Below are 26,518 nucleotides of genomic sequence, written 5' to 3'. Positions count from 1 at the left end.
ATCTGTCTGCCAGCTTAGGCCGCGACGCCAAGTGCGCCTGCAAAGAGCGCCCGGCCATCGTCGCCGCCATGGGCTGCTTCGATCAGGTTTTCCGGGTGAGGCATCATGCCGAGCACATTGCCGCGTGCATTGACGATACCTGCAATGTCGTTGACCGATCCGTTCGGATTGGTGCCTTCGGCATAGCGGAACACGACCTGGCCTTCGCCTTCGATACGCTTCAGCGTTTCGGCATCGGCGAAATAATTGCCGTCATGATGCGCGACCGGGCAGCGGATGATCTGGCCCGGCTGGTAGCCGCGCGTGAACGAGGTGTTGGCGTTGGTCACTTCGAGCTTCACTTCGCGGCAGACGAATTTCAGCGAGGCATTGCGCATCAGCGCGCCCGGCAGAAGTCCGGCTTCGACGAGGATCTGGAAGCCGTTGCACACGCCCATGACCATCACGCCCTTTTCGGCCTTCTCGCGCAAGGCCTGCATGACCGGCATGCGGGCGGCAATGGCGCCGCAACGCAGATAGTCGCCATAGGAGAAGCCGCCGGGGATGAGGATCAGGTCCACATCGTCGGGGATGCTGGTGTCAGTCTGCCAGACGGTCACCGGAGCCTGTCCGGTGATCTTGGTCAGCGCCGCGATCATGTCGCGATCGCGATTGAGACCGGGAAGGAGAATGACTGCGGATTTCATGGCGACTGCTTCCTTGTTGGGCTCAGGCGATGGCGATGGAATAATCTTCAATCACGGTGTTGGCGAGCAGCTTCTCGCACATGGCTTTCAGGTCTGCTTCGGCCTTGGCCTTGTCCGAGCCTTCCAGTTCCAGATCGAACACCTTGCCCTGACGGGCCGAATTGACGCCGTCGAAACCGAGGCTGCCGAGCGCGCCGACGATTGCCTTGCCCTGCGGGTCGAGAACGCCGTTTTTCAGTGTAACGGTGACGCGTGCCTTGATCACTCTGTAGTTCCTGCAATTTTAGAACGAATGAAACAGCCCGGAAGGCTTGTCTGGCTCGATCCCGAAAACCGGCTTCCACTTTTCGGGACCAGGCCCTTCCGGGCTGGGCGGATGATTACTTCACAAGCGTGGGGCCGGACGGACGCGGCGTGTCGTTCTCGTTCATGATGCCGAGACGGCGCGCAACTTCCTGATAGGCCTCGACCAGACCGCCCATATCGCGACGGAAACGGTCCTTGTCGAGCTTGTCATTGGTGGTGATGTCCCAAAGACGCGCAGAGTCCGGCGAAATTTCGTCGGCGACGACGATGCGCATCATGTCGCCTTCCCACAGGCGTCCACATTCCATCTTGAAATCGACAAGCTGGATGCCGATGCCGAGGAACAGGCCGGTGAGGAAGTCGTTGACGCGGATGGCAAGCGCCATGATGTCGTCGATTTCCTGCGGGCTTGCCCAGCCGAAAGCCGTGATATGCTCTTCGGTGACCATCGGATCGTCGAGCGCATCGGCCTTGTAGTAGAACTCGATGATCGAGCGCGGCAGGATGGTGCCTTCTTCCAGGCCAAGGCGCTTGGCGAGCGAACCGGCTGCAACGTTGCGCACGACCACTTCAAGCGGAATGATTTCCACTTCCTTGATCAGCTGCTCACGCATGTTGAGGCGGCGGATGAAGTGCGTCGGAATGCCGATGCGGTTGAGCTGGGTGAAGATATGCTCGGAAATGCGGTTGTTCAGCACGCCTTTCCCGTCGATGACTTCATGCTTCTTTGCATTGAAGGCAGTTGCATCATCTTTGAAGAATTGGACAAGCGTACCGGGTTCAGGGCCTTCATAAAGAATCTTGGCCTTGCCCTCGTAAATACGGCGGCGACGGTTCATGGCTTTTCTCGGATTTCCATATTTATGGTGATCGGCTCTAAGCCGCTATTCTCGCGGGCTACCTATAGCAATTGTGGGCTTTTAACAATCCTGCTTTGTGCCCGTTCCCCCGTTTTCGGCGTTTCTGACGCAAGTTTATGTATGAGTCGCAAGAAAGTGGTCTTTAAGCCCTTGTATAATCTTGCGCCCCTTGCCAGCTTTAGGCAAGAGAACGGATGACGATCTCTTCTAACTTGTAAGTCTGGGAGCTTTATGAATGACCACTGGCATGGATGATCGCCGCGACGCTTTTGAAAAGAAATTCGCGCTTGATGCGGAACTGCGCTTCAAGGCGGAGGCACGCCGCAACAAGCTTCTGGGACTCTGGGCCGCAGACCAGCTTGGCAAGAAGGACGCGGAGGCGGAAGCCTATGCCAAGGAAGTCGTTGCCGCCGACTTCGAGGAAGCTGGCGACGAGGATGTTTTCCGCAAGATCCGCGCCGATCTCGATGCTGCAGGCGTGAGCGTTGCAGACGAGGTTATCCGCGAGAAGATGTTTGCTTTCCTCGAAGAGGCAATCCGCCAGGTAAAGCAGGATTGATGCAGGTTTCGGGGCGCAAGGCAGCTAGTGGTTTGATTGCGGACGAGTATCGAACGTAAAATTCAATCCACCAGCACTTCCGCCCCGTTGCTTTGAAATGAAGGAAATTCGAATGTCGTTGTCTTCGCGCCTTCGCGCCGGGGAAACAGTGCTCTCCGCATGGTCCTCGCTTCCTGAACCCCTGACGGTCGAAATTCTCGCCCATAGCGCTTTCGACGCCGTAACGCTCGACATGCAGCATGGCGGCCACGATGAGGCGAGCGTGCTTCGCTCGCTGGGCCTTATCCTGAATGCCGGCAAGCCGCCCGTCGTGCGCGTTCCCGTCGGCCGTTTCGACATGGCAAGCCGTGCGCTTGATTTCGGCGCGCAGGCGGTCATCGCTCCGATGATCAATTCCGTCGAGGATGCCCGCAGGTTTGCAGCCGCCATGAAATATCCGCCGGTGGGCGAGCGCTCATGGGGTGTGTTCAGGGCCAATGCGGATTACGGCACGCCGGGTTCCAACGATTATCTGACGACCGCAAATCACGACACGCTCGCCTTCGCGATGATCGAGACTCGGGACGCCTATGATGCGCTCGATGCCATCCTCGACGTTCGCGGCATCGACGGCGTTTTCGTCGGCCCTGCGGATTTCTCCATAGCATGGAGCAACGGACGCGAGGCCAACCCGAATTCCGATGCGATTGTGGAGCCGATCGGCAACATTGCGCGCAAGGCAATTGCGGCTGGCAAGATTGCAGGCATCTATTCGCCGACCGCGGAATTCGCGCGGCGTTACATTCCGCTTGGCTTCCGCTTCCTGACGCTCAGCAATGATGGCGGTTACATCCGGCTGGCAGCCGAAACGCTGACGAAAGCGGTCCGCGATTAAGTCCGTTGCGAGGTATTGAACAAGAAAAGGCGGGCTCGTGACCCGCCTTTTCTTTTGCTTATGGTAGACCCGCCGGAATGTTTGGGCCCAAACAATTGCAACTGGCAGCCCGCTGGACGGATCGATAAGTTGGTTGAACTACTTCACTTTCACTACCCACGCGATTTCATCACAAATATCTCTTAGCCGAACGCTCGTTCGAGGGGTGTGCATGTCTGAACTTGATGACCTTCTCCGTCAGAAAGCGGAAATTGAAGCGCGAATTCTGGAAGTTAAAAGCCAGGATATAGAACGGAAGAAACTTGACTTTGCGATCCTCGCCTACGAGTTGAGGGAGTTGAACGCTCTCCCAAAATCTGTCGCGGATGCTTTTACCGACAAAGCCAACACCTTCAACTCCTTCCGCGTAATGAAGGTGAAGAAAAAATAGCCTGTTGGTTTGTGCAATGGACTTAAGATATCTATCGCGAAATGCAGATTCGGCGGAGCGTATACGCTCAAAGATACTTCGTTCCGGGTTCACGATCAGCGGGCATCGATTATGGACTGATGACGAAGACCGGGTATGTCGGTTTTTCTATCCCGATTATTTTGCGATTTGCCAAGTTCTGGATACCCGATCAAGAAAAGCAATACAGGCACGCTGCCAGAAACTGGGGCTTGTTCCCAAGAAGTTGTGTTGGGGATGGTCAGCGAAACAAAAACTGCGGAGACTTTATCCAGAAGCGACCAAGGAGGAAATATGCAGCGCCTTTCCCGGCGTTGAGTGGGGGAAAATTCAGGCCGCGGCCCGTTACTATAGTTACCGGCGCAAGAAAAAACCTTACAAAATCACCGGAGTCCTCTCACTCGATCAGTGTAGGAGCCGCTGCTACGAAATAAACTGGATTATGCGGGATTTGGATGATGAAGCCGGTACCGGGCGATATTTCCAAACACGCGGTTATCGTTGTGACTATCCTAACTTCAAGGCCATCAGCCGAGCAGTGCGAGCCTTGGGTGGGCGATTGGAAGTACGATGGGAGGAATGGTAGCAGACCCTACCATTCCGTTTCTTCTCAGATCAATGATGCTTGGGCGCCTGTAGCTGCGTCATGAACTCGGCGAACACCATCGAACCTTCCGGCCAGGGTCCATGCCCGGATTCCGAATTGATGTGTCCGGCTTCACCTGCATCGATGAGCATGGCGCCCCAATCCTTCACCACGTCCTCCGCAGCCTCGAAGCTGGAGAAGGGATCGTTGCGGCTGATGACGGTAATCGTGGGAAAAGGCAGGCGCTCGCGCGGGTAGGGACCGAACGTCATCAGGTGCTTGGGCCTGATCCTGTCGTTGGAAACATCCGGAGGCGCCACGAAAAAGGCTCCGGCGACCTTGTGCTGGATATGCGGCACGGCATGAACCGCTGTTGCAACGCCGAGCGAGTGCGCGACCAGAACGATTGGCCGGGTGGCCGCATTGGCAGCCTTGACGACTTCGCCGATCCAGTCTTCGCGAACAGGTTTCGACCACTCCGCCTGCTGCACGCGCCGCGCCGTGGAGAGTTTGTTCTCCCAGCGGGTCTGCCAGTGGTCGGGGCCGGAATTGGTATAGCCGGGGATGATGAGGATATCTGCGTCTTTGACTTTCATGGCCTCCCATTTAGAGAGGCTTGCTCACTTCTTCAAGCGGTGCTTGCGGTATGCCCGGTCTGGAGGGCATGCGAATGATGAACAGCCTGTTCGCTGATCGCGATCTTGTGAAACATGTCGCAAATGGTGATGTTTAGGCAAGATTTGAAACGCGACGGAGATAACGACATGGCAATCAGCAGACGCAAGATGCTCGGCGCAGCCGGGACTGCTGTCATGGCCAACATTCTTCCTGTCCGCGCAGAAATGCCGTCGAAGGAGAGCGATATGACACAGAATTTGAAAGCGGCGGCAGCCGAAACCGGGCGTCCTGTCGCTCCGCTTCCTTTCGCAATGACCACGCCAATGCGAGTGGCGCGCGTCGGCCTCAAGGCGCGCGACGCCGAAACGCTGGCTGAATATTACCGTGATGTGGTGGGCTTGCGCGAGATGACCCGCCGTGGTGCTTCGATCGTTCTCGGCGCGGGCGACCGCGAATTGATGGAAATCGAGCAGTTTTCAGCAGCCCGTCCGGACGACCCGCGCAGTGCCGGTCTCTATCACACCGCATTCCTGCTGCCGACCCGAGGCGATCTGGCGCGCTGGTCGCGCCGCGCCATCGACAAGCAATTGCCGGTCAGCGGGGCGTCGGACCATAAGGTGAGCGAAGCGATCTATCTGACCGACCCCGAAGGCAACGGCATCGAAATCTATTCGGATCGTCCCAACAGCCAGTGGCAGTGGAATGGTGATCGTGTGGCCATGAGCACCGATCCGCTGGATGTCGGTAATCTGCTCGATGTCATCAAGCAGGAAGGCGGAGAATGGACCTTTGCGCCGCAGAACACGGTCGTGGGCCATGTTCACCTGCGCGTTGGGAATGCCCATGAAGCCGAAACCTTCTGGCACAATGAACTCGGCCTCGAAACCGTCCAGACCTATGGAGACCGGGCAGTGTTCATGTCCACCGGGCGCTACCATCACCATATCGCGGCCAATGCTTGGCAGAGCGCCGGTGCTGGCAAGCGCGACGAGGATCGCACCGGCCTCGCATGGGTGGAACTGGAAGATACGCGCGGCGGTAATGACAGCACCTTCGTGGACCCATGGGGCAATGTGGTCAACACGCTTAAAAAGAGCGTATGACGCTGCACAATAAAAGGAGCCTCCCGACTGGGAGGCTTCAAATATAGTTTGGGAACTATCCAGTTTCTGTTTTGTAAAGCCCATTCATCAGAGCGGGACGCACTTCCAGGAAATGCCGTCAGAGCACACGGCGCATCCGTAATTTTGCGGCTGTCCGAGGCTGCATTTCGGGTCTTTTGAATAACATTCTTGCTCGCTGGCATACTGACATAGCCGCGCTCCCGTCATGCCTGCCTTCTGCGATATCAAAACCACCTTTCGATGGTCAAAAAGAGTGAGCTTTTGTGCAGGCGTACCAAGATAGCTGGCTGACACAGGCGTAGTGGTCGGGCCGACGCCCGAACCGGCATATGCTCCGATTGCGGAAAGCGATGTAATACCAATCATTATAGGAAACAGAAATTTCTTCATGAAAACCTCCCTTGGCGCCCGATCTGATTGAATCATATCGGTCGCCAGCAACTTGTTTTTGCGCGCATCCTGTTTCCGAAAACCGTTTCGAAATTTTTCGGGATCGCGCTGGAGGCTTTCAATATGCGCTCATTAGCGCGGCTGCGCACCCGCAAGCCAGGAGGGGCAATTTATAGAACAGAAAAGCCCCCACGTTCAGAACATGGGGGCTTTTTGTTGTCTCCGTGCTCCCTCCCTCATCCTGAGGTGCGAAGCGAAGCGAAGCCTCGAAGGACGAGGGCATGCGGAGTGTTTCCCTCAGCCCTTCGAGACGCCGTTTTCAACGGCTCATCAGGGTGAGGGAGGGGTGGTTAGAGCCACTTCAACCAAAGACGCGCTTGAAAATCGTATCCACATGCTTGGTGTGGTAGCCGAGATCGAACTTTTCGCGGATCTGGTCTTCGGAAAGAGCGGCGCGCACTGCCGTGTCGGCCAGCAGTTCCTCAAGGAAGTCGGCGCCCTGTTCCCAGACCTTCATGGCATTGCGCTGCACGAGACGATAGGCATCCTCACGCGACACGCCGGCCTGCGTCAGCGCCAGCAAAACGCGCTGCGAATGCACCAGACCGCGGAACTTGTTCATGTTTTTCAGCATGTTGTCCGGGTAGATCACCAGCTTTTCAATCACACCGGCCAGACGGTTCAGCGCGAAATCAAGCGTGATGGTGGTGTCCGGACCGATGGCGCGTTCGACGCTCGAATGCGAAATATCGCGTTCGTGCCAGAGAGCCACGTTTTCCATCGCAGGCGTTACCGACATGCGCACCAGACGGGCAAGGCCGGTCAGGTTCTCGGTCAGAACCGGGTTGCGCTTGTGCGGCATGGCGGACGAACCCTTCTGGCCCGGCGAGAAGAATTCTTCTGCTTCCAGAACTTCGGTGCGCTGCATGTGGCGGATTTCGATGGCGATGTTTTCCATCGACGAGGCGATGACGCCAAGCGTTGCAAAGAACATCGCATGGCGGTCGCGCGGGATGACCTGCGTCGAAACCGGCTCTGCCTCAAGGCCGAGCTTGGCGCAGACATATTCTTCCACACGCGGGTCGATATTGGCGAAAGTGCCGACAGCGCCGGAAATGGCGCCGGTCGCGATTTCCGCACGCGCTGCAACGAGGCGGGCGCGACCGCGCGCCATCTCGGCATAGAAACGCGCAAAGGTGAGACCCATCGTCGTCGGTTCGGCATGGATGCCATGGCTGCGGCCGATACGCACCGTGTCCTTGTGCTCGAAGGCGCGCTTCTTCAGGGCTTCCAGAACGCGGTCCATGTCGGCGAGCAACAGGTCGGCAGCGCGTACCAGCTGGACGTTGAGCGTGGTGTCGAGCACGTCCGAAGAGGTCATGCCCTGATGCACGAAACGGCTGTCCGGGCCGATGAATTCGGCCAGATGCGTCAGGAAGGCGATGACGTCATGCTTCGTAACGGCCTCGATCTCATCGATGCGGGCGACGTCGAACTTTGCCACGCTGCCCTTTTCCCAGATCGTCTTTGCTGCATCCTTTGGAATGACGCCCAGTTGCGCGAGCGCCTCGCAGGCATAGGCTTCGATCTCGAACCAGATGCGGAACTTCGTTTCGGGCGACCAGATGGCGACCATTTCAGGCCGGGAATAGCGCGGGATCATGGGTGCATCCTGTAGAAAGAGGGGTGTTTAATTTTTGCGGGCAGCTTCGGCAGCGGCGCGGATCGCCTGGATATTGACGCGGTAGCTCTCGACCGAATTGCCCTTGTAGACGGCCGAACCGGCCACGAGAATGTTGGCGCCAGCGGCAACGACCGAGCCTGCGGTTTCCGGCGTGATGCCGCCATCAACTTCAATGTCGATAGGGCGGTCGCCGACCATTTCGCGAACGCGCTTGATCTTGTCGAGCATCGGGGCGATGAATTTCTGCCCGCCAAAGCCCGGATTGACCGTCATGACGAGGACGAGATCGACATCTTCGATGACATTGGCCAGCGCTTCGGCAGGCGTTGCCGGGTTGAGCGCCAGACCGGCCTTCTTGCCGAGAGCGCGGATCGATTGCAGCGAACGGTGGGTGTGCGGTCCGGCTTCGGCGTGAATTGTGATGAGATCGCAACCGGCATCGGCAAAAGGCGCCAGATAGGGATCGCATGGCGCAATCATCAGATGGGCATCGAAGAATGCCTCGGTGCGCGGACGGATCGCCTTCACCACCTGCGGGCCGAAAGTGATGTTGGGGACGAAATGCCCGTCCATGACGTCGATATGCACCCAGTCGGCACCGGCTTCCAGCACGGCGTCGACTTCTTCGCCCAGACGGGCGAAATCGGCGGAAAGGATGGACGGGGCGATGGCGATGGGGCGCATATGTGATCTCCGTAACTTTGGCCAGCCCCTAGCACATGAGGGGCGGGAATCCTATCCCCAGCGCTTGTGGAACCACATCCACTGACCGGGATATTCGCGCACCCATGTCTCGACGGTATCGTTCAGAAGCTGCGCAGTTGCCGCAACATCGATCTCGCCCTTGTCGTCGCGCTGCAGTTCCATGCGTTCATAGAGTTCAAGCCGGTAGCGCCCGCCGGGAAGGCGGATGCAGCGCGCCGGGTAGACGTCGCAATCATATTGCCGTGCAAGCTTGGCCAGAAGCGGGTTGGTCTTTACCGGACGATTGAAGAAGGTCGACGGCACGCCGCGGCGGAATTTCTGATCCACCAGCATGCCGACATTGCCGCCTTCATCGAGGATATGCGCAAGCGACCATGCAGCGCCGGCTTTCGACGGCACCAGATGGCCCATATTGGTGCGGCGGGCCTTCAGCACCTTGTCGGCGATATAGGGATTGTTCGGCGGGCGGAACAGCGCCGTGACGTTCAGGCCGAAAGTGGCGGCGCAGATGGGCAGCAACTCGAAATTGCCGGTATGGGCGGTGAAGAAGATGTGAGGCTTCTTCTCGTCGCGCAGCCGTTCGAAAATCGGGATGCCTTCCACTTCGACCAGCCCCGGCTTGGTCGCATAGGGATCGAAATCGAAAACCGCGTCGAGGAAGATATATTCCGCGAAGAGGCGCGCCATCGAATCCCACATTTCGCGGGCGATGTCTTCGATTTCAGCGTCGCTTTTCTCTGGATAGGCCTGACGCAGATTATCAGTCGCCACCTTGTGGCGCGGCGTCAGCGGCCCGACCAGACGGGCCACCCTCGCTGAAAAGCTGATCGCTGCCTTCGCCGGGAACAGGCGCAGCAGGCCAAGCAGCAGAAACACGGCCTGTGCCCAGAGCCAGTAGTTGAACTGCTTCAGCTTGCGGGTCCAGCGGAAGAGCAGAAGTTTCAGCTTGAACATCATGGAATTACGGCTCAGTCGATCTCAAGAATGATCTTGCCGAACACGTCGCGGCCTTCCATGCGCTTCAGCGCCGTGTCGATATCGTTGAAGCCGACCACCGTGTCGATGACCGGATGCACGATGCCGCGCGCCATCTTCTGCATCGCATCGGCCATGTTTTCCATGCGGCAGCCGAAGGAACCGAAGATCTTGAGCTGCTGCTGGAAGAGCTGCATCAGGTTCATGTTGGTGGAAACGCCGGAGGTCGAGCCGCAGGTGACGAGACGCGCGCCGCGCTTCATGCAGAGCATCGAACCGGCCCATGTGTCCGCGCCGACATGCTCGAACACCACGTCCACGCCCTTCTTCTTGGTGAGCTTGCGCACCACGCCTTCGAAGCGGTCTTCGCGATAGTTGATGACGTGATCGGCGCCGAGCGCCTTGGCTTTCTCGATCTTGTCGTTGGAGCCGACGGTGGTGATGACGGTGCAGCCCATCTTCTTGGCAAGCTGGATCGCCGCCGTGCCGATGCCGGAACCGCCTGCCTGAACGAGCACGGTTTCGCCCGGCTCAAGCTTGGCATTGTCGAACAGCATGTGTTCGACCGTGCCGAAGGTAACCGGTGCAACGGCAGCGCCGATGGCGTCCACGCCGGGAGGGGCCGGAACGAGCAGGCGGGCAGGCAGGTTCACGGCTTCGCAGGCAAAGCCGTCGAGATGGAAACCATGCACACCGCCGACATGCTCGCACAGATTGTCACGGCCTTCGCGGCAGGCGCGGCAAAGACCGCAGGTGCGCGCGCCATAGATCGACACAAGCTGGCCGGGCAGGAGATTGGAAACGCCGGGGCCGACGGCATCGACGACACCGGAAGCTTCCGCGCCGATGACGAGCGGCATCTTGCGCTTGGCAAACGCCATGCCGCGCCAGCCCCATACATCGATGTGGTTGAGCGCGACGGCCTTGATGCGTACCGTCACCTCGCCGATGCCGGGGGCAGGCGGGGGTGTGATATCGGTGATTTCAAGGCGGCGATCATCAAGAAGCTGCAAGGCGCGCATGGGCTGTTCCTTTCATGGCATGATCCCGGAGAGCTTCCGCCTTCCGGGATCATCAGGAATTTAAGTTCGTTGCCGGACGGATTAATTCGGATTTGCCGCCAAAACAAGGCTCGTATTCTGTCCGCCGAAACCGAACGAGTTGGAAAGCACGGCAGAGACCTCCGCCTGGCGCTTCACATTCGGCACGACATCGAGCGGGATAGCCGGGTCCGGATTGTCGTAATTGATGGTCGGCGGCAATGTGCCGGTCTGGATCGTCAGAAGCGAGAAGACGGCTTCGATGGCACCCGCAGCGGTCAGCGTATGACCGATCATCGACTTGTTGGAAGAAACCGGGATGGAGGCAAGCCTTTCACCGAATACGGTCGAGAGCGCCAGATATTCCATCTTGTCGTTTTCCGGCGTCGAGGTGCCGTGGGCGTTGATATAGGAAATCTGATCTTCGGTCAGGCCCGCATCTGCCAGCGCGGCGCGCACCGTGCCAATGGCAGGCGAGGCGTCCGGCTTGGAGCGTGTGCGATGGAAATCATCGGCCTTTTCGCCGCAACCGGCCAGAATGCCCAGAACCCTAGCGCCACGCGCAACGGCGCTTTCCAGCGATTCCATGACCAGTGCGCCGGAACCTTCCGACATGGCAAAGCCGTCGCGGTCCTTGGAGAAGGGCTTGGAAGCCTTTTCCGGCCTGTCGTTCTGCGTCGAAAGGGCTGACAGCAGCGAGAAGCGAATGAGCGCTTCGGCGGAGACTGAACCATCGGTTCCGATAGAGAGAACCCGGTCGCTTTCGCCGCGACGAATGGCTTCCACCCCGAGCTGGATCGCAGTCGCGCCCGAGGCGCAGGCAGTCGACAAGGTGATCGGCAGGCCGCGCGTGCCGAAAGCTTCCGACAGGCGTTCGGCGATATAGCCGAACTGGGTCGTGTTGAAGAGTTCGTCCTGACGCGCGCGACGGCAGGCTTCCAGCAGAAGCTGATAGCTTGCCGGGCCTTCATTCTTCACGGTTGCGTCGAGTGCAAAGCGGCTTTTCCAGTCGAGTTCGACCGGGGGTGCCGCCAGGAACAGCGGACCGCCGAAATCCGTCGACGAAAGCCCCGACTGGGCGAGGGCTTCCTCACCGGCGAGCCGGGCCAGCGCTTCGGAAAGCGCCGATGCGCCCACATCGCTTTCAGGCAGGAAATCAACCGTTCCGGAAAAGCGCGTATTGAGATTGTCGGTCGGAAAGCGGGTGATGGTGTGGATGCCCGATTTGCCGCTGGTCAATGCAGCCCAGTTGTCTTCCTTGCCCTGACCGAGGGAGGAAACCACGCCAGCGCCGGTGATGGCGACAATGGGACGGCCGAGATGGTCTGTATATTTCGTCATCTTATACTCTCACCAGCTTTGCTGCGCCTTCGGCACGCGTTGCGCCGACGATGGTGACAATTGCCTCACTGACAGGGCCGCCCGCTTCCTTTTCGGAGGCATCGAGCGGCGCGAAAGCCTCGCCCTTCCAGACCGAAATGGCTGCAAGCGCCAGTGCCAGCGGGAACTGCGCCTCGCGCAAATGGCCGGTCAGGCCGGAAATGCCGCGATAGGATGCCGAGAGGGCGTCCAGCGCGGTTTTCTCTGCGGCGGTCGCCGCATGGGCACCGGAAGCACCGGAAACGACATAGGACGGGTTCTTGCCGTCATTGGCGGCAAGCACGAGTTCGCGGACGGCGTTCGCAAGATCGGCATTGTCGCGACGGATCTGCGCGCTTTCAATCCCGGCCACTTCCGCATAGGCGCGTGCGCCGCGCTTCGCGGCATGTTCGGCGTTTTCGAGAACGAGGAAGACGCCGCCGGAACCGGAGATCATGCCGCCGCCTGCCGAGCCGTCGCGCTGCCAAAGCGGCGCCCAGCCGTCATGCTTGAGCAGACCGCCAAGCTCATGGCCGAGAATCATGTCGAAATGTTCGGCATTGTACGAACCGCCAACCAGTGCATGAGTGCTCTGGCCGGTGCGGATGCGTGCGGCTGCGGTCTCGATGGCCGAAAGGCCGGAACCTTCCTCGCCCATGAAGGTGCGCGAGGAACCCGTGACCTTGTGCACGATGGAAATATTGCCCGCGAGCAGGTTGGAAAGCTGGGCCAGAAACAGCGTCGGGCGCAGTTCGGTCGAGAGCTTTTCGTTCAGCATGACGCCGCGGTCGTTGCGGACGCGGCCTTCGTCCAGAATCTGCATGTCGACGGTGATGTCGCGTTCGCCGCCACCGGCGCCCACGACCATGTCCATGGTCGCGCAGAGCGCTTCATCGTCCTTCATGCCTGCGTCCTGAAGCGCCAGCCCTGCGGCATAGGTGCCGAGGCGCTGCCAGGTTTCCATCTGGCGCTGGTCGCCGCGCTTTGGAATTTGCAGGCTCCAGTCCACTTCGCCCAACGGGTGAACGGTGTAGGGCGCAAAGGCGTGCCTTTCGAGACGCGGTTCGGAACCGGCCTTCGAGAAAGCGTTCCAATGCGCGTCGACCCCTTCGCCGAGCGAGGAGATGATGCCGATGCCTGTGATGACGACTTTATTGTTCTGCATGGGTGCCGTTTGTCCGTCGGTGCTGAGACTGCTCCAGAAACGGAATCAGGGCGAACATTTCTGTCCACCCCTCAATACCGCCATATAATGTGCCGGATCAGCCTTTCTTGGCTGCGACCAGCTCGTCGATTTTCGCGCAGAGGTTCTTGAGAACGAAGTATTCTTCGGTCGGAACCTTGCCTTCGTTCACTTCCTGGGTCCACTGCTCAAGCGGAATCTTGATGCCGAAAGCCTTGTCGATTGCAAAGACGATGTCGAGGAAGTCGAGGCTGTCGATGCCCAGATCGTCGATGGTGTGGCTGTCTGGCGTGATGGTGTCACGGTCGATTTCACTGGTTTCGGCGATGATGTCGGCGACTTTGTCAAAAGTAGAGGACAAGTTTCGATTCCTTTATTCATGGCGGTGCCACAGTTGGCACGCATCTGACTGTTTGCGCGTGTCTAGCGTTTTTCCGGTGATAGGGAAAGTCATAATACTTTCATAAGCACCGGTCTGTCGAAAGCGCATATAAGGCGCGCAACATGCGAAGCGCAACATAAAGGCAAACTCTTGTTTTGGAAATATTCTCAAAACCGAGTTATTGCGATGCGGTCAGGGCTCGTTCCTGACCCGCCTGATAAAGTACCACAGACCGACGGCGGCGCAGGCTAACATGACGATCGCCAGCGCATATTGAACCGGTCCGTTCCCCGATACGATCGCCGCGAGGCCCGATGCCGCGCTTCCCATCGTACCCAGAGCTTCCGGGTGCATCAAAGCGGATGTGACCGCCGTATCGCCCTGACGTGCTTTCGTCGGCGCTACATCGTTCAGGGCGGAAACCGGGCGAGGGACCGGCGACTTGTCAGCCAGCGCCAGCGCGCGGGCCCGCACCCGCTCAACGCGCGCCAGCCAGCCTTTTCCAAAGGTGGAAGCCGTCGACAGGCCTTTCAGCCAGGATGCGCGGGCGTCGCATAACGCATTGATGATCTCGCCGGCAGGCCGGATGCTCGCAGCCGCAACCGTCTTCGCGCCAATCACGCCATCCTCCGGCACGCCCAGGACGCCTTGCAGCATCTTGGCCGCGCGCCCGGGGCCTGAATTGACTGCAAAGTCGAACACCGCATAGTCGATGCCGGAAGGCAGGTTGTCGCCGTCGATCTTGTTCCAGAACTGCGCCTGATAGATTTTCGTTGCGGTGGCTGCGGTCAGGTTCTGTACATCTTCCGGCGATACGCGATGCCCCTCCCATGCAGACAGGGTGGCGATGGTGATGCCCATATTGGTCGCGCCGCCGGGATCGGCGGGGTTGTTTGCATAACCGCCTTCTTCACTGAAAATATAAGGCATGACTTTCTGGAAATTCGACTTCATATGAAAAGCCTCTAAATTAGTCTTTACCCATAATAATCAATAATTTACACGCCATGATAACATCAGTTTCCCGCAGGAAAACAGTCCGAAATTCATCTGTCATCCTGATCGATCAAGTTCTGTTCAAAATCATTATTTGATCATCTTGCATCTTGCGCCCCGCGCATGGATGCGGATTCATGGGCAACTCAACGCTGCATCATTTACAGGCGGGCAAACGTGAATTCGGAAATCTTTGGATATGCACCGGACGGGCAGGCGGTTCACCGGCTCACTATCTCCAACGGCCCGCTGACGGCCAGGATCATAAGCTGGGGCGCGGCCATCCAGGATTTGCGCATGGAGGGCCACGAAGCCCCGCTGGTGATCGGTTATCGCGACTTTGCTGATTATCCGGCGCATTCGCCGCATTTGGGCGCGATTGCGGGCCGTTCGGCCAACCGTATCCGCAATGCCCGCTTTGAACTGGACGGAACGACCTATGAGGTCGAGCCGAATTTTCAGGGCCGCCACAACCTGCATGGCGGCAGCAAGGGATTGGGCAATCGCGTCTGGAAGATAACCGGGACCGGGCCGGATTTCGTGACGCTTGCCACGGTGGCCGCCGACGGCGAAATGGGCTTTCCCGGCAACCTGAATGTAAGCTGCACCTACATGCTCAATGCGGACGGAACGCTCATCGTTCGGCTGGAGGCAGTGACCGACAAGACGACCGTCTGCAACCTGCTGCATCACAGCTACTTCAATCTTGATGATGGCGGCGAGGGCGATATTCTCGATCACCAGCTTAAAATCGAGGCGGATGCCTATATGCCGGTCGATGAAGCTCTCATTCCGGACGGGCGCGTGCTGCCGGTCAAAGGGACGCCATATGATTTCCGGGATTTCCGCCCGATTCGCTTCGAGGAGAACGGCGCTCAGGTCCAGTATGACAGCAATTTCTGTCTGGCTGCGGCTCGCGGGCCATTGCGTCCCTGCGCGTCAGTGAAGGGCGCGCGCTCCGGCATTCGCCTCGATATATCGACGACGGAGCCGGGCGTTCAGTTCTATGCGGGCAACACCATGGCCAATGACTGCATCGGCCTTATGGGCAAGCCCTACGGAAAACATGCAGGTTTCTGCCTGGAGCCGCAGATATGGCCCGGATCGCTGGAATATCCGTATTTCCCGCAGGCAATATTGCGTCCGGGCGAGATTTACGCCCAGACCAGCCATTTCAGCTTTTCACGCGAAAGATAATTAAAGCGCATCCCGAAAAGTGTGAAGCGGTTTTCGGAAAAGATGCGCGTCAGAACAAGGGATTAAAGCGCATCCCGAAAAGTGTGAAACGGTTTTCGGAAAAGATGCGCGTCAGAACAAATGATTAGAGCGCCGAACTGATCCAGTCAGACGAAACGCGCTCTAATCGGCAAAGGCGGCGCGTGCGGTTTCCATCGGGGCAAGCGCGCCGCGTATCTCGACCACGCGGGCTGCTACCAGATGCGCCTTGCGGGCTGCCTCCACCGGGGCAAGCTCGTTCAGCCGCGCCGCAAGATAGGCGCCGTTGAAGCTGTCGCCTGCGCCCGTTGTGTCCACCGCTTGCGCAACGACGGAAGGGACGAGCACTCTTTCCTCGCCGGTGACGACGAGCGCGGGTTCCGTGCCGTCCTTGACGACGATCTCTTTTACGCCAAGCCCGGCAAGGCGATCAGCGCACGCGCTGGCGTCCTTGTCGCCGAAGAGCGCCTGTTCGTCCGGGAAGGTGGGAAGCGCAATATCGGCAATGCGCATTGCTTCGCTGATGATATCCTGCGCGGCCTTGCGGTCCGGCCACAGCTGGTGGCGGAAATTCGGGTCGAAGGCAATCCGCGAACCGGCGGCGCGACATTGCCGCAGGACATCGAAGAACGTGTGGCGATGCTCGGGCAGGATGATGGCGACCGAAATACCCGAAAAATAGATGATGTCGCGGCCGGTCAGGCTCTTTTCCAGCGCTTCGCGGTCACTGGCCAGACGCCTTGCGGCGGCGTCGCTGCGCCAATAGGTGAAGGAGCGCTCGGCGCCGTTGAGCGTGATTGCATAAAGGCCGGGATGCAGCCCGTCGATGATGGGGCTATGGGCGATACCGATACCGTTGGAGGTCAGGAACACGCGCTGTTTCTGGGAGAAACTGTCCTCGCCGAAGGCGGTCACATATTCGACGGGATAGGATTTTTCCATCAGCGCCCGCATGTACCACGCAGTGTTGAGCGTATCGCCCGCAAAACCCATGCGCCACTGGTCGCCTTCATTGCCAGAAAGCTCGATCATGCATTCGCCGATAGACGCAAATCCGCCCATTTCAGTCTCCTCACTTCCAATGGGGCTAACGCCTATACTAATTTGCGGCTATGTAAAATTGGTTTGTCGGCATTTCGTCAGCTGTCATCCGGCCTTTATCGACTTGCCACATTCATTGTGTAAGCATCCGCCGACCGCATCGCTTCCCAAACGCGGGACAGCTCTTCAAAAGCGCGATGCATTGCCTGATATTCTGGAGTTCCGCTGACGTCGTGTCGCGAACCTCGCCTAAGGATTTGACATGCGTTATGCGATTTATTTCACGCCGCCATCCAACGATGCGCTTTTGAAGGTTGCCGCAAACTGGCTCGGACGCAATGCGTTCAGCGGCGAGCCGGTAAAGATGCCTGCGATTCGCTCGCTTGCCACCGATGAAATCGCCCAGCTGACCGAAGAGCCGCGCCGCTACGGTTTTCATGCGACGATGAAGGCTCCCTTCCGTCTGGATGAGAAACACACGGAAAACGATCTGCTTTCCGCGTTGATGCATTTTGCTTCGTCGGCGTCGCCTGTCACCATTCCCCGCCTGAAGCTTCACGCGATTGGGCCGTTCTTCGCGCTTGTGCCCGAAGAACCGGTGGCCGAGCTGAACCAGCTCGCCAACGATGTCGTGGTTGCCTTCGACCGGTTTCGCGCCCCGCTCACCGAGGCGGAAATAGCCAGGCGACGGCCCGAACGTCTCAGCGAGGCGCAGCGGCACAATATCGAGCGCTGGGGCTATCCTTATGTTTTTGAGGAATTCCGCTTTCACATGACCCTGACCGGACCGGTGGAGGAGAAAGACCGCGCTCGCGTGGAGCGGACACTGGATGAATTCTTCACGCCGCTGCTGGATGACGCCGTGGAGGTTGCGAATCTCGCCCTGTTCGTGGAACCTGAGAAAGGGGCGCCTTTCCAGATTCATTCGCTGCATCCACTGACGGGCGGCAAGGCAGCATCGGCTCGCGCCTCACGAGCGGTTGGGAGGCCGTAACCAATGGGAAATGAAACGGTTCTGCGCAACGCACGCATCGTGCTCGCCGACGACGTTGTCCTCGGTTCCCTGAAGCTCGTGGATGGCAGGATCGCCGATATTTCCGCCGGTGCAGCCAGTACCGGCGAGGATATGGAAGGCGACTTCCTGACGCCCGGTCTGGTCGAGTTGCATACGGATCATCTCGAAGGGCACTATGCGCCGCGCCCGAAAGTGCGCTGGAACCCTATTGCCGCCGTGCAGGCACACGACGCACAGATTGCCGCTTCGGGAATCACCACGGTTTTCGACGCCCTGCGCATCGGCTTCGATGACGACGCCGAAACGGGTATCGATGATATGCGCAAGCTTTCTTCGGCAATTGCCGAGGGCCGCGCGGCGGGGCGCTTGCGCGCCGACCATTTCCTGCATTTGCGCTGCGAGGTTTCAGCACCCGATTGCCTTCCGGCCTTTGAAAAATTCGGCAACCAGCCGCTGGTCAGGCTGGTGTCCCTGATGGATCACGCGCCGGGGCAGCGCCAGTTTACCGATATCGAAAGCTACAAGACCTATTTCCTCCGCAAGCTGAAATTCTCGGAAGAGGACTTCAGGCTCTATTGCGAGCGCCGTATCGGCCAGTCGCAGCAATATTCCGCACCGACGCGCAAGGCGATTGCCGAACTATGCCATCAGCGCGGGGTTATTCTCGCAAGCCACGACGACGCGACCGTGGAGCATGTGGCGGAGGCGCAGGCGCAGGGGATACGGGTTGCCGAATTTCCAACGACCCACACGGCTGCCAAGGCGTCGAAAGTTTCCGGCATGTCGGTTCTGATGGGCGCGCCGAATGTGGTGCGCGGCGGTTCGCATTCTGGAAATGTCTCCGCGCGTGAACTGGCCGAAGCCGGAAATCTCGACATCATATCGTCGGACTATATCCCGGCCAGCATGATGCAATCGGCCTTTTTCCTCGCCGATGTCGTGGAAAGCATCTCCTTGCCGCAGGCCATTCGTCTGGTTTCCGCCAATCCTGCGCGCGCCGTGGGACTTGAGGATCGCGGTGAGATCGTTGCCGGCAAGCGGGCCGACCTCGTCCGCGTACAGATCGCCGATCACGTTCCGATCATCCGCACCGTCTGGCGCGAGGGGCGGCGGGTTATCTAGCCTACAGGGTCGGGTGCCGTCGGTTCCAGCCCCAGCCTGCCGTCGCTCAGGATATCGAGCTGCAGATTGCGATAGCTCTGGATGCTGAGATGGGAAGTCTGGGGCGAATGCGGATGCGTCGCGGTTACCACGACAACGCTCGCACCGGCAGTTTCTCCGGCGACGATACCGGCTGGCGCATCCTCGAACACAAGGCAGTTGTGCGGATCGAAGCCAAGCCGCTTCGCGCCAAGCTGGAAGCATTCAGGGCTCGGCTTGCCGCGCTCGACATCTTCGGCTGACACGATTGTCCTGGGCATCGGCAATCCCGCAGCCGCGACGCGACGGCGCGCCAGTTCGAGCGGCGCAGAGGTTACAATCGCCCAGCGGTCTTCCGGCAGCGCGCTCAGAAACTCATGCGCGCCATCGATGGGCGCGATGCCTTCCAGATCGGCCATTTCGGCCTGAAGCAATATTTCCGCCTCTCGGATCGGGTCGACGCCGGGCAGGGCAAGGCGGCGGACGGTTTCCACTGCCCGAACACCGTGGATGGTCGGCAGGAATGTAACCGGATCGATGCCATGGCGTATCGCCCATTCGCTCCACACCCGTTCGGTTGCCTCGATGGAACTCAATATCGTGCCGTCCATGTCGAATAGAAACGCATCGAATGATTTGCCGAAAGGGGAAAAGAAGGTCACGCCGAATTTCCTTGAACTGGAGCATGTCGCCCGAAAGTGGGAACCGGTTTCGGGATAAAGACATGCTTAAAACAGAAAGATAGAGCATTTCCAACGATTCAATCAAAACAGGAAATGCTCTAGCAAGATGAGAATCGGGAATGCTTCTGCACTCAATCATAGTGCGTCTTGGACGAGAAGACAGTCGTGGAGCGACGAGAGTTTGTCTCTGGTGTGAAATTTTTCTGCGCCCCACTATATAAAGCGCTGGTGGCCGCGATAGCGGCGAAACTTGATCATTTCGATCAATTGTGGCTTTTGGCACCCTTCCGAACTTGAATAAATGCCGAAAGCGCCGACTGCGACTGAATCGCATTCTCAGGATTGTTGTATAAATGACTGAAATAAAATCAAAAAACCGCAACTATCCCAACGTTCGCTTTGCCGTTGCTCCCATGATCGATTGGTCGGACCGGCATTGCCGCTATTTTCACAGGCTCTTTTCCAGCCATGCATTGCTCTATACCGAAATGGTCGTGGCGGATGCCATCATCCATGGCCCGCGCGACCGGTTGCTGGGCTTCGACGCAGCTGAACACCCCGTGGCGCTGCAACTTGGCGGTTCCGACCCGGCAAAGCTGAAAGAGGCGGCGAAGATCGGCGCCGATTACGGCTATGATGAAATCAATCTCAATGTCGGCTGCCCGTCGGATCGCGTGCAGTCCGGTACATTCGGAGCCTGCCTCATGCAGACCCCGGATGTGGTGGCGCGTTGCGTTTCAGCCATGAAGGAGGCGGTTTCCGTGCCCGTCACAGTCAAATGCCGCATCGGCGTTGACGATCAGGATGTGGAAGCAGCACTCGATACTTTGGCCGATATGACGCTTGACGCGGGAGCGGATGCGCTTTGGGTCCATGCCCGCAAGGCCTGGCTGAAAGGGCTTTCGCCGAAGGAAAACCGCGAGATTCCGCCGCTCGACTATGATCGCGTCTATCGCCTCAAGGCGCGGCTCGGCGATGTTTTCGTCGGCATTAACGGCGGCATCAATACGCTTGATGAGGCAGAGCAACACTTGCAGGCCGTCGACGCCGTGATGCTTGGTCGCGCCGCTTATCACAATCCTGAACTTCTGGCAGAGGTGGATGTGCGCCTTTACGGCGGCGAACAGCGCGATACCTCGATGGCAGACATCATCGACGAGATGTGCGCTTATATTGATCGCCATATCGCGGCGGGCGGCAGGCTGTCCCATGTGAGCCGCCATATGGTCGGGCTTTTTACCGGACAGCCGGGTGCACGGCGCTGGCGGCAAATCCTTTCGACGGATGCCACCAAGCCGGGGGCAACCAGCGATGTGCTGCGTCAGGCCCATGCAGTCGTGACTGAAGCGGCAGCAGAAGCAGCTTAATCGATCAGAATAAGCTGGTCGCCACGGACGGTGAAACCGCCGAGCGTCTGCAGAAAATTCATGCCAAGCAGGCTGCCGGTCATCAGCCCTTCCTTCGTCACCATGGCGCGCACATTCTGGCGTTCGATATCGCCGATCTGCAAAGTGGCGATGGTGATGACTGCCGCGCTTGCCGTGCCGTTGGCCGTCATGATCGGAACGGAATAGTTGAGCGAGGCGGTGTCTATGCCTGCGCGCTCCGCATCCTGCTGGGACAGGACGACCGATGACGCGCCGGTATCGACCAGAAAATGAACGCGTGCGCCGTTCACACGTCCGTTCACCTCGAAATGGCCGTTTGCAGCCTTTGCAAGCGTTACAGTCAGCGCACCATCGGCACTGCGGCCCGAAATAGGGCTTCCCGGTACCAGCCCCGCCGTGACCCGGCTTGCAACGTCCTGCAACTCGTAACGGTACTGGTAGCCCGCAACGAGGGCGAGAATGATCACGGCCCAAACGGCCATGTTGCGCGCAAAGTCGGTCAGTTTGATACCGGAACCGAGCAGTCCGGCGGCAAGCACGACGCCCCATATGCCCAGATAGGCGGCGCGGGCAAACACGTCATTGTCCATGCCCAGCGTTGAGCCGCCGTCATTGTTGGACATCAGCAGCAGGACGACAACGGCGACTGCCGCAATAATGAGCCAGAAAAAGCGCCCCATCAGCCAATTCTCTTTTCTACGATGATTTCGTGCCTGTCGGCGAGAAGCGACAGGACGGCTGTTCGCTCTTCCGCGCTCATGCTGGACCAGCGTGCGATTTCGTCAAGCGTCCGCGCGCAGCCGAGGCAGAAACCGGTTTCCGTGTCGATCGTGCATATCAATATGCACGGGGATTCGATGGTTGACATATCCATGGATGCAATGTGGTTGCATCAAAGGGCCATGACAAGCCCGGCGAGCACGGCAATCGAACCGATCTGCTGTGCCGCGCCCAGAGTATCCCCGGTCTGTCCGCCTATTTTTGCCATGCAAAGTCGGGCGAAGCCGAAAAGCAGGACGGTCACCAACACCAGCGCATTGATGAGCGACAGGAAACCGCCGGAAGGTATCAGTGTAAGGACAAGAACGGCCAGCCCGATGCCGGAGCCGCAAACAACGGTCTCCCATTGCGGTTGGCCGACGCTGTCGGAAAGCCCGCCCGGACGCGCCGAGGGCAGGGCATGCCAGAACGCAAGCATGCCAGCGCGGCTTGCCGCTTCGCACCCAATCAGCGCAAGCACTGCATATCCTGCGCCCGCGCGGTCGATGATCGCCGTCAGGAAAGACGCTTTCACACCGACAATGACGATCAGGGCAAGCGCGGCGAAAGTCCCGATGCGGGAATCCTTCATGATGTCCAGCCTGCGATCGGCGGAAGAGGCGCCGAAAAAGCCATCGGCAGTATCGCCCAGCCCGTCTTCGTGTAGCGCGCCGGTCATCGCCGCCAGCGCGCCAATCGCGAGCAGCGCACATGCAAGGGGCGGAAGGTTCATTCCATGGGCCGCGTAAAGCACGATGCCCGCCAGCAGGCCCAGCACGGCTCCCGCAAGCGGAAATGCCCGTGCATTGCGCGGCAACGAATCATCGCCGTTTTCAAACCAGCGTTGCGGAAGCGGCAGGCGGCTCAGAAAGCCGAGGCTGCGGATCGTGTCGCCAAGGAGACTATTTCGCTGCAAGTCACTGTTCCACTTTGTTTCCGGCCCGGAATTTCGCGATAATTCGCCTCAATGTTGATTCAACTCAAAGAGGTGATTTGAAAATTCGCGTCAGTGCTTATAGGACGAGCCCCACGAATTTACATCTCCCATCTTTGATTGGACTGAACCTATGAGCGCCAGCGGCCTACCTTTTGACGATTTCCGGGAACTGATCCGCAATCTGCCGGGGCCTGATCTGGGGGCGGAAAGGGCCGTTCGCGAGCGTGAGGCTACGCTGACGAAGCCCGCAGGTTCGCTGGGGCGCATGGAAGAGATCGCGGCATGGCTTGCCGCATGGACCGGAAAGCGCACGCCGCAGATCAATCGCCCGCTGGTTGCGGTGTTTGCCGGCAATCATGGCGTCACGGCCAAGAACATCACGCCGTTTCCGCCGAGCGTGACGGCACAGATGGTCGAAAATTTTGCAGCCGGGGGCGCGGCGATCAACCAGATCTGCATCGCCAACGATCTCGGGCTGAAAGTTTTCGATCTGGCGCTGGAACATCCGACGGGCGACATAACGGAAGAGCCAGCCATGGATGAGCGCACCTGCGCTGCGACCATGGCCTTCGGCATGGAAGCGATTGCCGGTGGAACCGACCTCCTGTGCATCGGCGAAATGGGCATCGGCAATACCACGATTGCGGCGGCCATCGCGCTGGCGCTTTTCGGCGGAACGGCGGAAGACTGGGTTGGACCCGGCACCGGCTCGACGGGTGAACTGCTTGAGCGCAAGCTTGCCGCCGTGCGCAAGGCGGTTGCGCTCCATCAGGCGCATCTGCAGGACCCGCTGGAGGTTTTGAGCCGCCTTGGTGGCCGTGAAATCGCTGCCATGGCTGGCGCGATCCTCGCGGCGCGCATGGAAAAAATCCCGGTCATCGTCGACGGCTTCGTGGCAAGCGCTGCTGCGGCGGTGCTCTATGCCGCCAATCCGGAAGCCATCGATCATTGCCTGTTCGGTCATGTTTCCGCCGAGCCGGGCCATCGCAAGCTTCTCGCGAAGATGGGTAAGCAGCCGCTGCTCGACATGGGAATGCGCCTTGGAGAAGGGACGGGTGCTGCGCTCGCAGCCGGTATCGTCAAGGCGGCGGCACTGTGCCATGGCGGTATGGCGACGTTCGAACAGGCTGGAATATCCGGCTCGAAATAACGGTCGCCACGCCATCAAAAAAGCCCGCTATCAAGCGGGCTTTTCTTCTAAACAAATGCTTGAATGCGACAAAACAAATATTTGAAGCGGTTCCACGATTCCGTTTTAACTGGAGCTGCTCTAGTTGTTGTCTTTGTCGAGCACCATGTAGTCGAGCGGCAGTTCGGTCGTGTATTTGATCTGCTCCATGGCGAACGACGACGACACGTCGCGGATTTCGATCTTGCTGATCAGGCGCTTGTAGAAGGCGTCATAAGCGGCAATGTCCGGCACGGCCACGCGCAGCAGATAATCCACGTCACCGCTCATGCGATAGAATTCGATGACTTCAGGAAATTCCTGAACCACTTCGGAAAAGCGCTTCAGCCATTCGTGGCTGTGCGAGCTTGTGCGCACCGATACGAACACCGTTACCCGCGCATTGACGCGAACCGGATCGAGAATGGCCACACGGCGCTTGATGACGCCATCTTCTTCCAGCTTCTGGATGCGGCGCCAGCACGGCGTCGTGGAAAGGCCAACTTTCTTGGCAACGTCTGCCACCGCAAGTGTCGCGTCTTCCTGCAATAAGCGCAGTATCTTCCTGTCGAGCCTGTCCATGCGTTTCCGTTCCCGGTTTTAGAAATCGTTTCCCGAACTTTGCGAATAGGTGAAACGTCATACCTTATGGTTTGCAATGACCGGAAGTTACAGGAAAAATATTCTGATGAAAACGAACGGAGTAAAAATTATTTATCGTCGCCGATGAGGTGTCGCACTTTTGCCTGAAGAACAGGCACCACTTCAGCGTCGAACCACGGATTTCGCTTGAGCCAGCCGGAGTTGCGCCAGGAAGGATGAGGCAGGGGCAGCGCGATTCGCCCCGCCTGATTGGGCGTCTCCATGAAATGCCGCCAGTTCCTGACGGTCTCGGTCAGATTGCGGCCCCGATAGTCGGGCAGGTGATAGGCAAGGGCGTATTGCCCGACCACCAGAATGAATTCCAGCTGCGGCATCGCGGCGAAAACGCGGTCATGCCACGTCTGGCGGCATTCGCGGCGCGGCGGAAGATCGCCGCCATGTTTGTCATAGCCCGGGAAGCAGAAGCCCATCGGTACGATGGCGAAGCGTGACGGATCATAAAACTCTTCGCGTGACACGCCGAGCCATTGCCGCAGGCGATCCCCGGACGGGTCGTTGAACGGCAACGATGTGTTATGGACGCGAATGCCGGGAGCCTGGCTGCAAATACCGATCTTCGCGGTATCCGAGACGATACAGACGGGATTGGGCTCGTGCGGCAGGGGCGGCGGAAACCGCGGTGTGTCGCGACAGATACGGCAGGCCCGGATCGAGTGTTTGAGCTCGTCCAGTTTTTCCATGAATTCCATCAGCTCCGTGGATAGTTCATTGAGGATAGATCATTGGGGATAGATCATTTCAATGAAGGTGCGAATGTGTTCCCTTATATAGTTAAACGCATCGCGAATTACAGCCAGGGGCGGCCTGTGTTCGGTTGGCTGTTCAGCGTTCAGGCGGTGATGTTCCTTGCGCCACAGGGACGGCTGCTCGAATTTTCCGGCCCAGATGCCGCGCTGGCCGCGACGGGCATCTCTTTCCTCTCGCTGATAATCGCCGTAGGAAACGGCCCAGCCCTGTTCGACCATCCAGCCGTTGAGATCGGTTTCTCCAAGATAACAGCGCGCCAGTTCGCGGCCATACTGATCTCGTCCTTCCGTCTCGCAGCGAATCGAGGACTTGCCGATTCTGGATCGCAGAAGGTTACGGGCCTCCCTGCCGCAATCGTAAGACGTTCCAGCCCGGATACATTGCTGCTGCATCTCCGGCGCGTCGATACCCTTGAGGCGTATATGAATCTTGCCAAGGATTACCGTGTCGCCGTCAATCACATAGACCGGACCCGCCAATGCCTCCCTGGGTGCCGACCGGATCGGCAGATAGGCGATCAGCACGGCTAAAAAAGAAAAAAGCAATATAGTCAAAAGGATACTGCGAAAACTTATGCCATTGCTTTTGCGGAACTGGCGATAGGGACGTCTGTAGGGACGGCGGTATCTGCTCATGGGTGCGCTTCCCGACTCCCTTGCATCCTTGATTGAGACAGACTGCGGGCTCGTGTCGATGGCGTCAACAGGAGCGGATTTCCGGTCGCAACAACAGCCGGTTTGTTGTCAATTAGCAACAGTCTTTACCGATGCTTTAGGCTAGAAAGAGCTATGGTAGATTTTGCCCATTTCCCGCCACAAACAGGCGTCACCGATCATTGGAAAGGCAGAAGCCACCAAAATATTGGGAGCCGCAAGCTCCAACAGGACAGGCAGGAATGACGAAGGGCGCGTTGTTGCACGGCAAACGGATTGGGAACAGGGTGAACCCTGTTCACGCACCTTTTATTCTTTCCCATCATGGCAAGGC

The 26,518-nt window shown here is 58.6% G+C and carries 30 protein-coding genes; 9 read left to right on the top strand and 21 right to left on the bottom strand.

Annotation, left to right across the window (positions count from 1 at the left end; translation table 11 throughout):
- Positions 1–14 precede the first annotated feature (14 nt).
- From purQ to purC, 3 genes are all read right to left on the bottom strand, one after another.
- On the bottom strand, positions 15–686 hold the full coding sequence (gene purQ, locus JNC63_RS05110) for a phosphoribosylformylglycinamidine synthase subunit PurQ (protein WP_025091401.1): 672 nt from the start codon (positions 684–686) through the stop codon (positions 15–17).
- 22 nt (positions 687–708) lie between these two features.
- Positions 709–951, bottom strand: coding sequence for a phosphoribosylformylglycinamidine synthase subunit PurS (gene purS, locus JNC63_RS05105; protein WP_006466627.1), 243 nt, complete (start codon positions 949–951; stop codon positions 709–711).
- A 115-nt stretch (positions 952–1,066) separates the two neighbouring features.
- Complete coding sequence (gene purC / locus JNC63_RS05100; RefSeq protein WP_004688254.1) at positions 1,067–1,831, bottom strand: phosphoribosylaminoimidazolesuccinocarboxamide synthase; 765 nt, start codon at positions 1,829–1,831, stop codon at positions 1,067–1,069.
- Between the two features lie 256 nt (positions 1,832–2,087).
- On the opposite strand from purC, the gene JNC63_RS05095 reads away from it, so the two are divergent.
- From JNC63_RS05095 to JNC63_RS05085, 3 genes are all read left to right on the top strand, one after another.
- A complete protein-coding gene (locus JNC63_RS05095; protein WP_006466628.1) occupies positions 2,088–2,411 on the top strand; it encodes a DUF1476 domain-containing protein in 324 nt (107 codons plus the stop codon).
- A gap of 106 nt (positions 2,412–2,517) precedes the next feature.
- Complete coding sequence (locus JNC63_RS05090) at positions 2,518–3,285, top strand: HpcH/HpaI aldolase family protein (RefSeq protein WP_025091402.1); 768 nt, start codon at positions 2,518–2,520, stop codon at positions 3,283–3,285.
- 211 nt (positions 3,286–3,496) lie between these two features.
- Positions 3,497–3,715 carry a hypothetical protein gene (locus JNC63_RS05085; protein WP_006471782.1) on the top strand — a complete coding sequence of 73 codons (219 nt, stop codon included), beginning with the start codon at positions 3,497–3,499 and terminating at the stop codon, positions 3,713–3,715.
- 633 nt (positions 3,716–4,348) lie between these two features.
- Here the strand turns inward: JNC63_RS05085 and JNC63_RS05080 are convergent.
- Positions 4,349–4,915 (bottom strand): alpha/beta hydrolase, encoded by a 567-nt coding sequence (locus tag JNC63_RS05080; protein WP_006471781.1) that lies wholly within the window; start codon positions 4,913–4,915, stop codon positions 4,349–4,351.
- Between the two features lie 168 nt (positions 4,916–5,083).
- On the opposite strand from JNC63_RS05080, the gene JNC63_RS05075 reads away from it, so the two are divergent.
- Complete coding sequence (locus JNC63_RS05075; RefSeq protein WP_374846123.1) at positions 5,084–6,040, top strand: VOC family protein; 957 nt, start codon at positions 5,084–5,086, stop codon at positions 6,038–6,040.
- Between the two features lie 87 nt (positions 6,041–6,127).
- Here the strand turns inward: JNC63_RS05075 and JNC63_RS05070 are convergent, their stop codons facing one another.
- From JNC63_RS05070 to JNC63_RS05030, 9 genes are all read right to left on the bottom strand, one after another.
- Positions 6,128–6,451 carry a hypothetical protein gene (locus JNC63_RS05070; RefSeq protein WP_006471779.1) on the bottom strand — a complete coding sequence of 108 codons (324 nt, stop codon included), beginning with the start codon at positions 6,449–6,451 and terminating at the stop codon, positions 6,128–6,130.
- Positions 6,452–6,812: 361 nt separating this feature from the next.
- Positions 6,813–8,114 (bottom strand): adenylosuccinate lyase, encoded by a 1,302-nt coding sequence (purB, locus tag JNC63_RS05065; protein WP_025091403.1) that lies wholly within the window; start codon positions 8,112–8,114, stop codon positions 6,813–6,815.
- Between the two features lie 27 nt (positions 8,115–8,141).
- The gene (gene rpe, locus JNC63_RS05060) at positions 8,142–8,819 is read right to left on the bottom strand and encodes a ribulose-phosphate 3-epimerase (protein WP_006471778.1); all 678 of its coding nucleotides are present in this window, start codon (positions 8,817–8,819) and stop codon (positions 8,142–8,144) included.
- A gap of 51 nt (positions 8,820–8,870) precedes the next feature.
- Positions 8,871–9,797: a lipid A biosynthesis lauroyl acyltransferase gene (locus tag JNC63_RS05055; protein ID WP_374846122.1), complete on the bottom strand. Its 927-nt coding sequence runs from the start codon at positions 9,795–9,797 to the stop codon at positions 8,871–8,873.
- A gap of 11 nt (positions 9,798–9,808) precedes the next feature.
- The gene (locus JNC63_RS05050) at positions 9,809–10,837 is read right to left on the bottom strand and encodes a zinc-binding dehydrogenase (RefSeq protein WP_006471776.1); all 1,029 of its coding nucleotides are present in this window, start codon (positions 10,835–10,837) and stop codon (positions 9,809–9,811) included.
- An 81-nt stretch (positions 10,838–10,918) separates the two neighbouring features.
- Complete coding sequence (locus JNC63_RS05045) at positions 10,919–12,196, bottom strand: beta-ketoacyl-ACP synthase (RefSeq protein WP_006471775.1); 1,278 nt, start codon at positions 12,194–12,196, stop codon at positions 10,919–10,921.
- Between the two features lies 1 nt (position 12,197).
- Positions 12,198–13,379, bottom strand: a complete 1,182-nt coding sequence (locus tag JNC63_RS05040) for a beta-ketoacyl-ACP synthase (protein ID WP_006471774.1) — start codon at positions 13,377–13,379, stop codon at positions 12,198–12,200.
- 97 nt (positions 13,380–13,476) lie between these two features.
- A complete protein-coding gene (locus JNC63_RS05035) occupies positions 13,477–13,758 on the bottom strand; it encodes an acyl carrier protein (RefSeq protein WP_006466638.1) in 282 nt (93 codons plus the stop codon).
- A 213-nt stretch (positions 13,759–13,971) separates the two neighbouring features.
- The gene (locus JNC63_RS05030; protein WP_006471773.1) at positions 13,972–14,733 is read right to left on the bottom strand and encodes a glycoside hydrolase family 108 protein; all 762 of its coding nucleotides are present in this window, start codon (positions 14,731–14,733) and stop codon (positions 13,972–13,974) included.
- Between the two features lie 219 nt (positions 14,734–14,952).
- Here JNC63_RS05030 and JNC63_RS05025 point away from each other — a divergent pair, with 219 nt between their 5' ends.
- Positions 14,953–15,972: an aldose epimerase family protein gene (locus JNC63_RS05025; RefSeq protein WP_006471772.1), complete on the top strand. Its 1,020-nt coding sequence runs from the start codon at positions 14,953–14,955 to the stop codon at positions 15,970–15,972.
- Between the two features lie 162 nt (positions 15,973–16,134).
- On the opposite strand, the gene JNC63_RS05020 is transcribed toward JNC63_RS05025, so the two are convergent.
- Complete coding sequence (locus JNC63_RS05020; protein WP_006471771.1) at positions 16,135–17,052, bottom strand: sugar kinase; 918 nt, start codon at positions 17,050–17,052, stop codon at positions 16,135–16,137.
- A 241-nt stretch (positions 17,053–17,293) separates the two neighbouring features.
- Here JNC63_RS05020 and JNC63_RS05015 point away from each other — a divergent pair, with 241 nt between their 5' ends.
- Positions 17,294–18,025 carry a DUF1045 domain-containing protein gene (locus JNC63_RS05015; protein ID WP_006471770.1) on the top strand — a complete coding sequence of 244 codons (732 nt, stop codon included), beginning with the start codon at positions 17,294–17,296 and terminating at the stop codon, positions 18,023–18,025.
- Positions 18,026–18,028: 3 nt separating this feature from the next.
- A complete protein-coding gene (locus tag JNC63_RS05010; protein WP_063882619.1) occupies positions 18,029–19,168 on the top strand; it encodes an alpha-D-ribose 1-methylphosphonate 5-triphosphate diphosphatase in 1,140 nt (379 codons plus the stop codon).
- On the opposite strand, the gene JNC63_RS05005 is transcribed toward JNC63_RS05010, so the two are convergent.
- A complete protein-coding gene (locus JNC63_RS05005) occupies positions 19,165–19,848 on the bottom strand; it encodes an HAD family hydrolase (protein ID WP_006471768.1) in 684 nt (227 codons plus the stop codon). The two genes, JNC63_RS05010 and JNC63_RS05005, sit on opposite strands and share 4 nt — an antisense overlap.
- 374 nt (positions 19,849–20,222) lie before the next feature.
- Here JNC63_RS05005 and dusA point away from each other — a divergent pair, with 374 nt between their 5' ends.
- Positions 20,223–21,236: a tRNA dihydrouridine(20/20a) synthase DusA gene (gene dusA, locus JNC63_RS05000; RefSeq protein ID WP_063882618.1), complete on the top strand. Its 1,014-nt coding sequence runs from the start codon at positions 20,223–20,225 to the stop codon at positions 21,234–21,236.
- On the opposite strand, the gene JNC63_RS04995 is transcribed toward dusA, so the two are convergent.
- From JNC63_RS04995 to JNC63_RS04985, 3 genes are read right to left on the bottom strand one after another with little or no spacing between them, the layout of a single operon-like run.
- On the bottom strand, positions 21,233–21,937 hold the full coding sequence (locus JNC63_RS04995; protein ID WP_006471766.1) for a TIGR02281 family clan AA aspartic protease: 705 nt from the start codon (positions 21,935–21,937) through the stop codon (positions 21,233–21,235). The two genes, dusA and JNC63_RS04995, sit on opposite strands and share 4 nt — an antisense overlap.
- Complete coding sequence (locus JNC63_RS04990) at positions 21,937–22,131, bottom strand: DUF1289 domain-containing protein (RefSeq protein WP_006466646.1); 195 nt, start codon at positions 22,129–22,131, stop codon at positions 21,937–21,939. Before JNC63_RS04990 ends, JNC63_RS04995 begins: the two co-directional genes overlap by 1 nt.
- Positions 22,132–22,149: 18 nt before the next feature.
- The gene (locus JNC63_RS04985; protein ID WP_006471765.1) at positions 22,150–22,932 is read right to left on the bottom strand and encodes an adenosylcobinamide-GDP ribazoletransferase; all 783 of its coding nucleotides are present in this window, start codon (positions 22,930–22,932) and stop codon (positions 22,150–22,152) included.
- A 151-nt stretch (positions 22,933–23,083) separates the two neighbouring features.
- Between JNC63_RS04985 and cobT the strand changes: the two genes are divergently transcribed.
- Positions 23,084–24,103: a nicotinate-nucleotide--dimethylbenzimidazole phosphoribosyltransferase gene (gene cobT, locus JNC63_RS04980; protein ID WP_006471764.1), complete on the top strand. Its 1,020-nt coding sequence runs from the start codon at positions 23,084–23,086 to the stop codon at positions 24,101–24,103.
- 120 nt (positions 24,104–24,223) lie between these two features.
- Here the strand turns inward: cobT and JNC63_RS04975 are convergent, their stop codons facing one another.
- The 3 genes from JNC63_RS04975 to JNC63_RS04965 all read right to left on the bottom strand — a co-directional run bounded on the left by JNC63_RS04975 (position 24,224) and on the right by JNC63_RS04965 (position 26,166).
- Positions 24,224–24,703: an Lrp/AsnC family transcriptional regulator gene (locus tag JNC63_RS04975; RefSeq protein WP_006466649.1), complete on the bottom strand. Its 480-nt coding sequence runs from the start codon at positions 24,701–24,703 to the stop codon at positions 24,224–24,226.
- 128 nt (positions 24,704–24,831) lie between these two features.
- The gene (locus JNC63_RS04970) at positions 24,832–25,473 is read right to left on the bottom strand and encodes a uracil-DNA glycosylase family protein (RefSeq protein ID WP_006466650.1); all 642 of its coding nucleotides are present in this window, start codon (positions 25,471–25,473) and stop codon (positions 24,832–24,834) included.
- 30 nt (positions 25,474–25,503) lie between these two features.
- Positions 25,504–26,166 (bottom strand): thermonuclease family protein, encoded by a 663-nt coding sequence (locus JNC63_RS04965; RefSeq protein ID WP_006471763.1) that lies wholly within the window; start codon positions 26,164–26,166, stop codon positions 25,504–25,506.
- Between the last annotated feature and the right edge of the window lie 352 nt (positions 26,167–26,518).

The sequence above is a fragment of the Brucella ciceri genome, from assembly GCF_041930145.1.
GTDB classification, from domain to species: domain Bacteria; phylum Pseudomonadota; class Alphaproteobacteria; order Rhizobiales; family Rhizobiaceae; genus Brucella; species Brucella intermedia.
The sequence above is the reverse complement of the archived record's forward strand: the minus strand, read 5'-3'. Positions and strand labels throughout refer to the sequence as shown.